This is a genomic window from Corynebacterium sp. MC3 (genome assembly GCF_900099485.1).
In the GTDB taxonomy this organism is placed as follows: domain Bacteria; phylum Actinomycetota; class Actinomycetes; order Mycobacteriales; family Mycobacteriaceae; genus Corynebacterium; species Corynebacterium pseudogenitalium.
The window spans coordinates 102,483-116,149 of the sequence record NZ_LT622816.1 but is presented as its reverse complement, the minus strand read 5'-3'; the positions used below and the strand labels follow the sequence as shown (position 1 = coordinate 116,149).

The 13,667-nt window shown below is 59.4% G+C and carries 12 protein-coding genes; 4 read left to right on the top strand and 8 right to left on the bottom strand.

From position 1 onward, the window contains the following. The first annotated feature begins 21 nt into the window (after positions 1 to 21). Entirely contained in the window at positions 22 to 1,059 is a 1,038-nt protein-coding gene (locus BQ4436_RS09470) for a GTP pyrophosphokinase (protein ID WP_070362242.1), read from the top strand. Here the strand turns inward: BQ4436_RS09470 and BQ4436_RS09465 are convergent. From BQ4436_RS09465 to BQ4436_RS09455, 3 genes are read right to left on the bottom strand one after another with little or no spacing between them, the layout of a single operon-like run. Then, positions 1,056 to 1,442, bottom strand: a complete 387-nt coding sequence (locus BQ4436_RS09465) for an RNA-binding S4 domain-containing protein (protein ID WP_070976598.1) — start codon at positions 1,440 to 1,442, stop codon at positions 1,056 to 1,058. The genes BQ4436_RS09470 and BQ4436_RS09465 overlap by 4 nt on opposite strands. A gap of 9 nt (positions 1,443 to 1,451) precedes the next feature. Then, positions 1,452 to 1,685, bottom strand: coding sequence for a hypothetical protein (locus BQ4436_RS09460; RefSeq protein WP_070362240.1), 234 nt, complete (start codon positions 1,683 to 1,685; stop codon positions 1,452 to 1,454). A 10-nt stretch (positions 1,686 to 1,695) separates the two neighbouring features. Then, positions 1,696 to 2,340 carry an IMPACT family protein gene (locus BQ4436_RS09455; protein WP_070362239.1) on the bottom strand — a complete coding sequence of 215 codons (645 nt, stop codon included), beginning with the start codon at positions 2,338 to 2,340 and terminating at the stop codon, positions 1,696 to 1,698. A gap of 57 nt (positions 2,341 to 2,397) precedes the next feature. On the opposite strand from BQ4436_RS09455, the gene treZ reads away from it, so the two are divergent. Next, complete coding sequence (gene treZ, locus BQ4436_RS09450; RefSeq protein ID WP_070976595.1) at positions 2,398 to 4,182, top strand: malto-oligosyltrehalose trehalohydrolase; 1,785 nt, start codon at positions 2,398 to 2,400, stop codon at positions 4,180 to 4,182. Here treZ and ilvA read toward each other — a convergent pair. Beyond that, positions 4,166 to 5,455, bottom strand: a complete 1,290-nt coding sequence (ilvA, locus tag BQ4436_RS09445; RefSeq protein ID WP_070478812.1) for a threonine ammonia-lyase IlvA — start codon at positions 5,453 to 5,455, stop codon at positions 4,166 to 4,168. The two genes, treZ and ilvA, sit on opposite strands and share 17 nt — an antisense overlap. Positions 5,456 to 5,649: 194 nt before the next feature. Here ilvA and BQ4436_RS09440 point away from each other — a divergent pair, with 194 nt between their 5' ends. Both BQ4436_RS09440 and BQ4436_RS12060 read left to right on the top strand, forming a co-directional pair. Then, entirely contained in the window at positions 5,650 to 6,108 is a 459-nt protein-coding gene (locus tag BQ4436_RS09440) for a hypothetical protein (protein ID WP_070478810.1), read from the top strand. A gap of 36 nt (positions 6,109 to 6,144) precedes the next feature. Next, positions 6,145 to 6,519, top strand: coding sequence for a hypothetical protein (locus BQ4436_RS12060; RefSeq protein ID WP_070362235.1), 375 nt, complete (start codon positions 6,145 to 6,147; stop codon positions 6,517 to 6,519). A gap of 80 nt (positions 6,520 to 6,599) precedes the next feature. On the opposite strand, the gene BQ4436_RS09430 is transcribed toward BQ4436_RS12060, so the two are convergent. The 4 genes from BQ4436_RS09430 to BQ4436_RS09415 all read right to left on the bottom strand — a co-directional run bounded on the left by BQ4436_RS09430 (position 6,600) and on the right by BQ4436_RS09415 (position 13,520). Beyond that, complete coding sequence (locus BQ4436_RS09430; RefSeq protein ID WP_070478808.1) at positions 6,600 to 7,808, bottom strand: cobalamin-independent methionine synthase II family protein; 1,209 nt, start codon at positions 7,806 to 7,808, stop codon at positions 6,600 to 6,602. A gap of 101 nt (positions 7,809 to 7,909) precedes the next feature. Beyond that, positions 7,910 to 11,473, bottom strand: a complete 3,564-nt coding sequence (gene dnaE, locus BQ4436_RS09425; RefSeq protein ID WP_070976593.1) for a DNA polymerase III subunit alpha — start codon at positions 11,471 to 11,473, stop codon at positions 7,910 to 7,912. Between the two features lie 56 nt (positions 11,474 to 11,529). Next, on the bottom strand, positions 11,530 to 12,810 hold the full coding sequence (locus BQ4436_RS09420) for an ABC transporter permease (protein WP_070362232.1): 1,281 nt from the start codon (positions 12,808 to 12,810) through the stop codon (positions 11,530 to 11,532). Then, entirely contained in the window at positions 12,807 to 13,520 is a 714-nt protein-coding gene (locus tag BQ4436_RS09415) for an ABC transporter ATP-binding protein (RefSeq protein WP_070478973.1), read from the bottom strand. Before BQ4436_RS09415 ends, BQ4436_RS09420 begins: the two co-directional genes overlap by 4 nt. Between the last annotated feature and the right edge of the window lie 147 nt (positions 13,521 to 13,667).

The window sequence follows — 13,667 nt, the reverse complement described above, 5'->3', positions numbered from 1 at the left end:
GGTGGGTACACTGTTGTGCCGATGAACACGAAGCACAATGACACAATCGCGCAACTCGGCAACACCTACTTCGCGTGGCTACGGCAACACGAAGGGGTTGCCGAGGAGTTTCGTCATGCGCTCCACGAGCTTATGATCGACGCCGGTATCAACTTTGACCGCGTCGATGTGCGTATCAAAAGCTGGCCTTCGCTGAAAGAGAAAGCTAAGAAGCGTCGTGGTGGAAAGATTGTGTACCCGGACCCGTGGAACGACATCCGTGACCTCATCGGGGCCCGTATCACCGTGATGCATTCCACCGAAATACCAGCAGTGCTTCGCTTGCTTGCGGATCAGTTCGACGTGCTTCGTAGCGTGGACAAGGCTCAGGAGACGAGGGTGTCGGGCACGTTCGGATACGGCTCGCACCACCTGGTGCTCCAGGTAGGTGAGCATAACGAGGAGCTCGAACACTACCGCGGGCAAGTCTTCGAGGTGCAAGTACGGACGGTGCTACAGCACGCGTGGGCGGAGTTCGAGCACGATGTGCGATATAAGCGCTCTCACGGCGAGCTGGACCCACAAATTGATCGCGCGTTCACGCTCGCAGCCGGGCTTATCGAACTTGCGGATCAGCAGTTCGACCAAATCGCAGAGCTGTCCAACCCGCAAAAACAGAGCCCGAGCGCTCCCGATACCGCAGCGGCATTGGCACCAGAGACGCTCCCCGGCGTGCTCACCGTGATCCTTGGGGCGTCGTTTCCCCTGTCCCGCGTTGACGATTACAGATTCTTGCACGAGCTACTCAGCGCCGACGGCATCGAGACAGTCTCTGCTCTCGCGGAGTTAGCGAACCCGGCAGACATCGAAGCCGTGCAGAACACGCTGCAGACGCGGTTCACCCCAGGCCAAGTCAGGCTTGTCGACGACCTCCTGCTGAACAAGTACGGGCAGGAGCACATCAACCGCACGTGGGAAAGCGGAAACCGGCCATTACTACGCAAACGCAAACTTACACGCAGGCTCACCCAACTCCGTGAGGGCGGCGCCCCGCAAACAAACTCGGGCGAGAACGCCTAGAAACTGTTGCGCCCCCGCAGGCGGTCGAGCTGCCTGCGCTCTTTCTTCGTCGGCCGACCTGCCCCACGATCCCGTACGGGCAGCGCACCTAACACCTCCGATGTCACAGGAGGTGGCGAGTGGTCTATATAGCAGGTCGTGGCGATTTTCGCCCCGGCGCGCTTCTGCAGCGTCTGGGTGACTTCCAGGTCAAGGTAGCGGTGGTCCTTCCACACCTTGAGCCGATCCCCTGGCACGACTTGTGCTGAGGGCTTGACTGCTTTGCCATTGAGCTTGGCATGTCCGGCGCGAACCGCCTCTGCGGACAACGAGCGCGTCTTAAAGATGCGGACAGCCCAGAGCCAGACGTCGATCCTCGTCGCGGTGGTATTTGGGCTAGTCATCGTGCTTGTTTAGTAGTTGTCGTGATGGTTTACGATCTTTTGCACCTTGCTCCAGTTGATATAGCCGCCAACCACGCCAATGACAAGGCACACGATAAACAGTTGCCACGAACCGGCAATCAGGCCGAGCGCTACACCAGCGCCGAGGCCACCGCCGGCCCACACGACTGCGTTCTTGGAGTAACGGCGTACCGCCTGCTTGCGGGATTCAATCGGATTCGATGGACGAGGCTGCATAGTCATGGCACACAGTTTAGCGTGCAGATTCAATCCATTGGCGGCCTGCTTCTTCTGCCTCCGCTCGGCCCTGGGTGCTCGCTGCGAGTTGCGCGTCGAGTGCTTCGCGTTGTCCGGGGTCGTGCGCCAGCGTGTACGTGGCGGCGGCGCCGTACTCGACGTTGACGATGTCAAAGCCTGCGTTGCGCAGCTCGGCCTCGATGCGACCTGCCTCCGCGTGCGGCAGATCGACGCGCACGAGTTCCTTTGTACTACGCAGCACCCGCGGTACCAGTGGAAGCGTCTGCCCAACCGAGTCAGAGTAGGCGTGAACCAGCCCTCCTGCACCCAGCTTGATACCACCGAAATATCGGATCACGACAGCGGTGAGGTCAAGCATTTCGGAGCCGTGCAGCATATCGAGCATCGGTTTGCCTGCGGTGCCGGAGGGCTCCCCATCGTCGGATGAGCGTTCGACGGGCAGGGCGTCGTCGACGTGCAGAATATATGCGGAGCAATGGTGACGTGCATCGGGGTAGGTCTCACGGGCCTGCTGGATCAGGGCCCGCGCCTCGGCTTCAGACTGGGTGCGGCCAATCCAAGTGATGAATCGGGATCGTTTGATCTCGATCTCGTGAGTGGTGATGTCACCGGCGGCGGGCAGTTCGTACGATGTGCGCATAGTGCTTCCACTCTAAATCCATTGCGACGGTTATGGTACTTCCATACAGTTGGTGGTATGTCTAGCAAGCACACTCCGATGCCCCAACAATTTGGGGTGTGGGCTCCGAACGCGCACGGCGCGCGCCTGCACCTCCACGACAGCGAAGGGCCCCGCACGCTCGAGATGCAGCGTGACGAGACCCGCCGGGACTGGTGGGTGGTTCCGCGCGAAGTCGCCCAACCCGAAATTGGTGCGCGCTACAGCTTCTCCTTGCTTCGTGACGGCGAGTGGTCACAGCCACTACCCGACCCTCGTTCGCGCTTCCAGCCCGAGGGCGTCCACGGCCCATCAGAGGTGACCAGCAGCACGTTCGATTGGACGGATGATTCGTGGGAAGGCATCGCACTTCGCGACCAAGTCCTCTACGAGCTCCACGTGGGCACCTTCACGCCACAGGGGACGTTCGAGGGGGCCGTCGAAAAGCTTGATTATCTTGCCGAACTTGGCGTCAACTCCATTGAGTTGCTGCCGGTGCAGCCCTTCGCGGGAGCCCGCAACTGGGGCTACGACGGCGTGGACTGGTTCGCCGTGCAGGAATCGTACGGCGGCCCCGAGGGCCTCAAGACCCTTATCGACGCTGCTCACGCCCGCGGTATCGCCGTCATCCTCGACGTGGTGTACAACCACTTCGGCCCCGAAGGTAACTACAACGGCAACTTCGGTCCGTACACAACCGCAGGGCACACCGGCTGGGGTGACGTGATCAACCTGTCCGGTGCCCACTCGGATGAGGTCCGCGCATATGTACTCGACGCCGTGCTCCAATGGCTCGACGAGTTCCACGTCGACGGCCTGCGACTCGACGCGGTGCAGACCTACGACGATCGCCTGGCCTTCTCCATCATGGAGGAAATCAAGAACGTCGCCAACGAAGTTGAAGCTTCCACCGGCATCCCCCGCACCATCATCGCCGAATCGGAGCAAAACAACCCACGGCTCCTCGAGTCCCCGGAGCGCGGCGGCTACGGGCTCGACGCACACTGGCTTGACGACGTCCACCACGGGATCCACACGCTGGTCACCGGCGAGCGTGCCGGGTACTACGCCGACTATGGCACGCTCGAAATCCTGGCGGATACACTGCGCAACGGTTACCGCTTCCGCGAGGACTACTCCGTGTACCGCCAGCGTACCCACGGCAAGGCGCTCGACCTTGACCGCGTCGCACCGTGGCAGATGGTCACCTACACCACCGACCACGACCAGACCGGAAACCGCGCGAAGGGTGACCGCCCGTCGCAGTATCTCAGTGCGCGCAAGCAGGTACTCAAGGCGGCCGTCGTACTCCTATCTCCATTCAGCCCGATGCTTTTCATGGGCGAAGAGTTCGGTGCACGCACGCCGTTCCCATTCTTTGTCTCGCACAGCGATCCACAGCTCCTGGAAATGACCCGCCAGGGGCGCATGAACGAGTTCGCCCGCATGGGGTGGGACTCCTCAGCCGTCCCGGATCCTGCCGCGGAGGAAACGTTTACCTCCGCGAAGCTCGACTGGAACTTCGACGAGGAGCAGCTCGAGATCCTCAGCGCGTACAAGAAACTCATCGAGCTGCGCAAGCAGTACCCGATGGCGCGCGACGACCTCCGCCAGCTGACCGTAGATCACGGCCCAGCTCAGGGCGCAGACGACGCGTGGCTAACCATGGGTGACCAGGCAGTGCTGGTGGCAAACTTTGGGTCGGAGGGCACCGTCGCCCCAGTGGGCGGAACCCTGCTGTACACCTTCGGTGGCGCCGAGGTCTCTGCCGACGAAACCCGCTTAGAACCGTGGGCATTCGCCCTGGTTATGCCGACACAATAAAGTCATACTCTGGTGTGCCTGGCAGGAGGCGTCGACAATCAATGACCGACGCCTCCATCCGCTCAAGCAACGGCTCGAGGTCGCTAGCGCAAGAAAGCTCCAGGCCAACCAGTGCAGCACCGGTTTCTTTGTTGTTCTTCTTCAGGTACTCGAACAAGGCGATATCGTCGTTAGGCCCAAGGATGTCGGTAAGGAACGTGCGCAGCTGCCCTGGCTCCTGAGGGAAGTTCACCAAAAAGTAGTGCTTCAGTCCGCGGTGCACAAGCGAACGCTCCATGACCTCTGCGTAGCGCAACACGTCGTTGTTGCCACCAGAGATGATGCACACCACCGTGCTGCCCGGCTGCAGCTTCATCTGCGATAGTGCCGCCACAGACAGCGCGCCCGCAGGCTCCGCGATGATGCCCTCGTTTTGGTACAGCTCCAGCATCGACGTGCACACCGCGCCTTCTTTGCAACGCAGCAGGTGCGTGCGAGCAAGGTTTTCCTCAATAACAGCGAACGGGAAATCGCCGGTGCGCTTCACAGCAGCGCCGTCCACAAAGGACTCAATTTCCTTCAGCGTTACCGGATGTCCTGCCTCCAGGGCGGCCTCAAGCGACGGTGCGCCCTCGGGCTCAACGCCTACGACCGCAGTGCCAGGCACCATGTCGGACACATAGGAAAGCACGCCAGCCAGCAGTCCTCCCCCGCCGACTGGCACGAAGATGGTGTCCAGCTCGCGGCCCATAACTGACAACTGTGACACGATCTCCGCTGCGACCGTGCCCTGACCGATGACGGTATCGCGGGCGTCGAAAGGCTCGACCATGGTCGCGCCGCGCTCAGCAGCGTCCTTGCGGGCGGCCTCTGCAGCGGCGTCGAACGTGTCGCCTACAACGACCAACTCGATGTTTTCGCCACCGTGCACCAGGATTCGGTCTCGCTTCTGCTTCGGCGTTGGCTTCGGCACAAAAATCTTGCCCTGGATCCCCAACGCCCGACATGCGTAGGCCACACCCTGAGCGTGGTTGCCCGCTGACGCCGCAACGACGCCGGCTGCACGCGCCTCGTCACTGAGCCGTGAGATGCTGTAATACGCACCGCGAATCTTGTAGGAACGAACGTCTTGCAAATCTTCCCGCTTGAGGAAAATCTCGGCACCGTACTGCTGCGACAAACGGGGGCAGTACTGCAACGGTGTCGGCTCAATCACCGCAGAAATCTTCGACTGCGCTGCTTGAACATCTGCGGCGTGTACCGCGTGGAAAGCTGGCTGTTCCTGTTCACTCATAACAGCAAAGTGTATACCGCTGCACCACGTCTAGGTGATACTTTGCAGTAGTCAGTCCAAGCGGTCTAACTATTAAAATCGTCGCTTGTCTGCTAGATTTTCTAGCAACAATTCGTGGAAACCGTAGCATTTCATTGACATTGCTGTGGTTTCGCCTCGAATTCCTATCCTTTCAAACAACTTCAGGAGATTTCATGAAGCGCATTTCCACCGTTGCCGTTGCCGCCGCAACCGCAATCTCGTTGACCGTCGCCCCTGCGTTCGCAGAGGAGAACGCCCCAGCGAAGGACACCACGGCTCCAACCGCCGAGCAGACCCCTGGTGACACCAAGGATCAGAACACCCAGGAAACCCCTGACACCGGCAAGGAGTCCGACAAGAAGGACGAGGAGAAGCCAGGCGAGACCGAAAAGTCAGGCGAGACCGAGAAACCAGGCGACAACAACACGAATCCTGACACCAACAACAACACGAAGACGTCGGGCAGCTCTAAGGGACACGCCCTCGGCGCTTTCGCAGGCATCCTCGCTGCGGTCCTGACCACCGGCTTGATCGTCCTGTCCGACCCGACCGGCCTCAACAAGCTCATCGACATGGCAAATGCTCAGTTCCACCTGGGCCTCGGACACGTCCACGTGCCGAAGGTGTTCTAAGCTTCACCACTACTTCAGACAAACAGGGAGTTGAACGTGAATACACGCTCACTGGTCGCTCTTGCCATTACTACCGCCCTCGGTGGTGCTTGCCTCACGGCAAGCCCACTGATGGCACAAGAGAAGCAAGACACGCCGACCACGCAATCACGTGTTACTGCCACAGAAACAGCACCTGCTGTGACCGTGACGGTTACCGCTTCGCCAGTACCAAAGACCACGGAGCCACGAAAAGCTGAAGGCCCAAGCTCCGAAGCGATCAACAAAGGCATCATGACCGATGAAACTCGCGAGATTTTCAGCTATATCTCGGCTGGCATCGCACTCTTCGTCGGGCTGATTCAGATGATCACCGCGGCGATCAAGGCTATCCCTGGAGCGCAGGACAAACTGAAGTCCATGCTTAAGTAGCTGCGTAGCAAGTAGCGCTAAGGCCGGTGCCCATCTCTTTCCGAGGTGGGCACCGGCCTTAGCGCTTCTGCTACTTCCGATTAGCCGAAGAGCTGACGTGATGCAATCTCCGCGCCCTTCACCAGTGATTCCAGCTTCGCCCAGGCGATCTGGTGGTTCAGGCGCCCACCCAAGCCACAGTCTGCCGAAGCGATAACGTTTTCTGGGCCGACGACCTCGGCGAACTGAACGATCCTATCCGCAACCAACTGTGGGTGCTCGACAGCGTTCGTGCTGTGCGAAATGACACCCGGGTAAATAACGCTGCCCTCTGGCAACGCGTGGTCCTGCCAAACGCGCCACTCATGCGCGTGACGCGGCGATGCCCCCTCGAAGGAAAAGCCGCCAACCTCTGCCCGCAGGATCTCCTCGATAATGTCACCGAACGGTACGTCGGTAACGTGCGGGCCGTGCCACGAACCCCAGCAAATGTGCAGGCGAGTCAGTTCCTTCGGCAAGTCGCGGATGGACTCATTGATGGCGTCGATACGAATACGCAGCCACGCACGGTAGTCTTCCAGGGTCGGCTCGGGATTAATCTGATCCCAGGATTCCGCAAGGTCAGGTGCGTCGAGCTGCACGGTCAAACCGGCGTCGGTAATTGCCTTGTACTCGTGTGCCATCGCAGCAGCACACGCCTGTACGACTTCTTCGTCGGTGTTGTAATACTCATTCTTCAGACGGGCGGCGGAGCCTGGCGAAAGTGCTGCGACAAACCCCTGCGTGGCACCGGCGCGATCCATGGAGCGCTTCAGCAGTGCGACGTCCGTCTCAACTTCCTGCTGGCCAATGTAGGTAATCGGACCCGTGAACTTCGGGTTACCAACCTTCGCACGGCCAGTGAAAATGCCGGAGTGCGGGTCGGAGTACGCCTCGGAAAAGAGTGCGCGGTCTCGGCGATCAGCGAAGCTGGTCAACTCAATGTTTCCAGGCGTGGAACGCTTGATCTCCTGCGAGGCCCAGCGGTCCTCGTCGGTCATGGTCAGTCCACCAAGACGAGAGAAAGAGTAGTTCCACCAAGCACCGTAGTCGACCGCGCCAGAGGTGATGTGACCGTACTCACCCTCGTTGATGATGTCGATGCCCAGATCAACCTGGCGCTGCACCACGTCGTCGATCGCGCGCTCAAGGATCTCCTTAAAGTCCTCGTCGTTGATTTGCTGCTCCGAACGAAGTTGGTTCGCTTCGAGCAGCTCAGGGGTGCGCGGCAGGGACCCAACATGTGTTGTCAAAATCTTGTGCTCGGACATATATTATGCTCCACTCATTCGCCTCTTAGCTGGTATTGATTCCAACGACAGAGTGTAGCCAAGCTGATTTTCACACCGGGGAATATATTCACTCCCCTCCACTAGCCGAGGATCCCAACCCCCATCGTCGCCTTCAGATCGCCCATTAAGCTCGCCGAACGCTCCACCCGCAGATGGTCGCCTAACACCATCATTTGCGTCTCGTCGCCATGTACAAGGTTCAGGTACACATCCGAGTCGCCCGGGTTGTTCTGCAGCACGCCCTTCAAACGCTGGATATTATCCACAGTGCACTGCTCGGTGCGAAGCGTGAGACGCAGTGGCAGCCCAGCACCGTTGCCAGGCCCGAGCTCCGGCGTTTTGACGTCGTCGCCGAACAGGCTCATGCGTTCGTCACGGATCGAGACGTGCGCCTTCACAAGGATGATATTGTCTTCCACAATTTGTGGCGCAACCAGCGAATACACCTTGTTAAACAGCAACACGTCAACGGAGGCGCCGTGGTGATCCTCAATCGTGACGATCGCCCAAGGGGAACCGTCCTTCTTCGAGAAACGCCGATCGACCGAAGAGATCAGACCGCCAATCGTTACCTCGGCGCCGTTTCGCAATTCGCCGGAGAGGATCGTCGTTAACTGAGTATCGGTCTGTGCGTCAATTGCTTCCTCGAAGCCGTCAAGCGGGTGGCCCGAGACATACAAGCCCAGCATCTCACGCTCGAGAGCAAGTTTGTGTTTCTTGTCCCACTCCTCATCCGGGATCTGCAGCGCAAACGCGTTGTCAGCAGCAACAGCGTCGTCACCTCCGAAGGAGGCGAACAGGTCGAACTGCCCCTTGTCAGCAGCCTTCTTCGTGGTAAGCACAGAATCGACGGCATCCTCCTGGATGAGCATCAACCCCTTACGCGGGTGACCAAGCGAGTCGAACGCACCGGCCTTAATTAGAGATTCAGTAATTCGCTTATTACATGGCAGTAGGTCAATCTTGTCGAGGTAGTCAGAGAAGCTCGTGAACTCGCCCTTCGTCCGGCGTGTCTCCTTAATCGACTCAACAACTTCGACGCCGACATTACGCACCGCCGCGAGGCCGTATCGAACGTCCTCGCCAACAGCCATAAAGTTCTCTTCGGAAGCATTAATATCTGGCTGGAGCACGGAAATGCCAAGGTGGCGGCAGTCGGAAAGGTAGATCGCCGACTTGTCCTTCTTATCGCCCACCGAGGTCAACAACGCTGCCATGTACTCAGCGGTGTAGTTCGCCTTCATGTACGCCGTCCAGTAGGACACTAGCGCGTAACCTGCAGCGTGAGACTTGTTAAACGCGTACGAGGCGAACGGCTCAATAATCTGCCACAGTGCGTCCATCGCGCTCTTGGAATAGCCGTTGTCCTGCATCCCCGACCAGAACTTCTCGTACTGCTGCGCCAGCACCTCTGGCTTCTTCTTACCCATGGCCTTACGGAAGCCGTCTGCCTCACCAGCGGTGTAGTTCGCAACCTTTCGGGAGATCTCCATGATCTGCTCCTGGTACACGATCAAACCGTAGGTTTCGTCCAGGATGTCCTTCAGTGGCTCCTCAAGTTCCGGGTGGATGGCCGTAATCGGCTTGCGGCCATTCTTGCGGTCCGCGTAGTCCCAGTGGGCGTTCATGCCCATCGGGCCTGGGCGATACAGCGCGAGCGAAGCGACGATGTCCTTAAAACCAGTCGGTCCCATGCGCTTGAGCAGCTCTTGCATGCCACCCGAGTCCAGCTGGAACACGCCAAGCGTATCGCCGCGAGAGAGCAACTCGTATACCTTCGGGTCATCAGTACTCAACGACTCAAGGTCGATGGTCTCGCCGCGGTTCTTCTTCACGTTTTCCAGTGCGTCGCCAAGCACGGTGAGGTTTCGCAGGCCAAGGAAGTCCATCTTCAGCAAGCCGATGGCCTCACACGCTGGGTAGTCCCAACCAGTAATGATCGCACCGTCGGCAGGCCGCTTCCACATCGGGATGTGGTCCATCAAAGGTACCGACGCCATAATCACGGCACAAGCGTGCACGCCTGCCTGGCGCACAGTACCTTCAAGGCCACGCGCAGTCTCGTAGATGCGGGCTACATCCGGGTCAGTCTCAATCATGGAGCGCACCTCGGTTGCCTCGTTATAACGCGGGTGTTCCGGATCCGTAATACCTGCCAGCGGAATGTCCTTCGCCATGATCGCAGGAGGCAGCGCCGCGTTAATACGGTCCGCCATCTGGAAGCCGGGCTGGCCGAAGTTCACCTTGGCCGAGTCCTTAATAGCCTGCTTCGTCTTAATCGTGCCGAAGGTAATCACCTGTGCGATCTTGTCCTCGCCCCAGCGCTCTGCAGCGTACGTGATCATTTCCCCGCGGCGGCGGTCGTCGAAGTCGATATCAATATCAGGTGCCGACGGCCTCTCCGGGTTCAAGAACCTCTCGAAGAGCAGGCCATGCTCCATCGGGTCAATGTTCGTGATGGTCAGCGCGTACGCCACAAGCGCACCCGCCGCGGAGCCACGGCCCGGCCCGACGCGAATGCCAACCTCACGCGCATGCTTGATCAGCTCGGCAACGATGAGGAAGTAGGACGGGTAGCCCTTCATATCGATGACGTCGATCTCGTAGTTCGCGCGCTCGATGTACTCCTCCGGCACCTCCCGGCCCTCGAAGAGCGCCTGCAAACCACGCATCACTTCCTTGCGCAGCCACGTTGTTGGGGTCTCCCCTTCCGGCACGTCAGCCACCGGCATCCGGTCGTGCGGATGTTCCTCCCACAGCTCGCTGTAGTCACCGACACGCTCCGCAATCCACAGGGTGTTATCGCAGGCGTCAGGCACCGTAGAGTCCCACAGGTCGCGCATCTGCTCAGCTGACTTGATGTAGTAGCCGGTGCCGTCGAACTTAAAGCGGTCCGGGTCCATCAGCGTCTTGCCGGTCTGCACACACAACATGGCCTCGTGCGCCGGCGCCTGGGACTCCAGGACGTAGTGACAGTCGTTCGTCACCAGTGGCGGAAGATCGAGCTCCTTGCCGATGCGCAGCAAGTCATTACGTACGCGCTGCTCAATATCCAGACCGTGGTCCATGAGCTCGAGGAAGTAGTTATCACGGCCGTAGATGTCCTGCCACATCGCCGCGGCCTCAAGGGCCTCACGGTACTGGCCAAGCCGCAAACGGGTTTGCACATCACCCGACGGACACCCCGTGGTGCCGATGATGCCGTCGGCATGTTCGGCGACGAGCTCCGCATCCATGCGCGGCCACTTACCAAGCTGCCCCTCGTACGAAGCCAGCGACGAGAGCTTGAACAGATTGCGCAGGCCGGTCGCGTTTTCTGCCAGCATCGTCTGGTGCAGATACGCACCGGAGGCGGACACATCGTCGCGCTTCTGGTCAGGGGTGCCCCACAGCACGCGCTTCTTATTCAGGCGCGACTCCGGCGCCAAGTAGGCCTCGATGCCAATGATCGGCTTCACCCCCGCGTCCACCATCTGGCGGTAAAACGCGTTCGAGCCGAACATATTACCGTGGTCAGTCATGCCCACCGCGGGCATTCCCTGGCGCACAACCTCCTCCGCAAGCATGTCAACTTTCGCCATGCCGTCGAGCATCGAAAACTCGGTGTGGTTATGCAGGTGGACGAAGGAAGATTTTTTGGCCATGCGCTTCATCTTATCCAGACTTCGGACACGGCCAAAAGAGCCAGCAACCAGCGAACTTATTCGTAACGCAAAGCATCAATAGGCTGCATCTTTGCAGCCTTCGCAGCCGGATAGGCACCGAAGAAGATACCGGTTGCCAGCGAAAACCCGAGCGCCAACACAATTGCGCCGAGCGGCGGCCAAGTAAAGGCATCGAACGCGGCCGTCGCGATCATGCCAATCGCCCCGCCCAGAATTACACCGATGATGCCGCCAATCAGGCACACCAGCATCGCTTCGACGATGAACTGCGTACGAATATCGCTTTGCTTGGCACCCAGCGCCTTGCGCACACCGATTTCCCGTGTGCGCTCAGTGACGGTGATCAGCATGATGTTCATCACGCCAATGCCACCGACCAGCAAAGAGATTCCGCCAATAGCGGAGAGCACCGTCGACATGATGCGGAATACGCTCGTCAGCTCTTCCAAGCTCGAGGAAAGATCCACCACCTCAATGGTGTAATCCTCGTTATTGGCGTACCAACGGTCCATGTAGTGTTGCAGGTCGGCCTGGAAGGTCTTCGCGTCTTCATCCGGCGCCGATTGCACCGAAAATGACGTGAACCAGTCGCTGTCAAGCCCAACGCGATCTGCAGCGGTGAGCGGGATATAGATGTCCGCAAACTGTTCTGCGGCACCAAACATTCCGCCGCCTCGGGAATCTTCCTCGCCATCGAGCACGCCCACGATAGTGAACACTGCCGGCTGGTCGTCTACAACCACATCGATGCGCTTGCCCAAACTGGCTTGGGCGTTGCCGTCGAAGAGGGCGTCGATAAGCGAGGGGCTCACGACTGCGAGCGGCCGGTGCCCATCGATGTCATCCTGGGAAATCTCGCGGCCGAACTGCACTTCGATGTTTCGCACCTTCATCGAGTCTGCAAGGACCGGCTTGACGTTCGTGGACACAGTTGTGTCATCGGAGACCACTTCCCCACTCGTGGAAACATCGATGTCCACGCCCTGGATACGGTCCCCAAATGCCTGACGCAGCTCATCGAGCTGCTCGGGAGTGACTGCGTTGCGCTCATCGGATGGTGGCGCGTAAGAAAACGCCGCGAAGGGATCCTCGGATGCATCCGCGTCATCGGGACGCTCATGCACCATCACCGGGTGCGTCGTAGTGCCGACGCCTTCAAGCCCCGACATCACCTGGCGCTCCAGACCACGGCCGAGCGTCATAATAATGACCACTGCCATAATGCCGATAATGATGCCCAGCAGCGTCAGCAACGAGCGAAGCTTATTCTTGCGAAGCGACGAGGAGGCAAGCTTGATTGACTCTCCTACGTTCATGGCCTCGCCCCCAGTGGGGCGCGAACCTGCGCGATGCGCCCGTCCATCATCTCTACAATGCGGCCAGTTTCTTCTGCCAACTCAGGGTTGTGCGTGATGAAGACGATGGCTTTACCAAGGTCGTCGTGCAGCTCGTGGAAGAGGTCCATCACCATGCGGCCCGTCTTGGAGTCCAGGGCACCGGTAGGCTCATCCGCGAGCAGCAGGTCAGGGTCGTTCGCAAGGCTGCGAGCAATTGCCACGCGCTGCTTCTGCCCACCCGACAGTTCGTTCGGGTTATGGTGCAAGCGGTCGCCCATGCCCATCATGTTCAAAAGTTCAGCGGCGCGCTCCTCGCGCTCTTTCTTATCGACGCCCGCATACATCATTGGCATCGCCACATTTTGCAACGCGTCGATTCGACCGATCAGGTTAAAGTTCTGGAAGATAAAGCCGATGTTCTGGCTACGATACGCGGCCAGCTCGTTGTCCGACTTGGCGTACACCGGCTCGCCGTTGAACGCGTACGCGCCGTCTGTCGGCCGGTCGAGCATGCCAACCAGGTTCATCAGCGTCGACTTGCCGCAACCCGACGGGCCGACGATAGAGACAAATTCGCCCTGCTCTGCATGGAAGTCGATGCCATGCAGCACGGTCAGCTCGCTGGGCTCTCCGACGTTGTACGTCTTGACGATCCTGCGCATGTCAATGAGCAGACCGCTCTTCGACATCGCCTCTTGCCCTGCAGGTGTGTGCAGTGCTGGTTGAGGTTGCGCAACTGGCTCTGTCAGCGTTGGTACTTCGAGCTCCTCCGTCGAAGGCTCGGCGGCCTCAAACAACTCGTCGAACTCTGCGTCGGTGGCATCGTCCTGTACGCG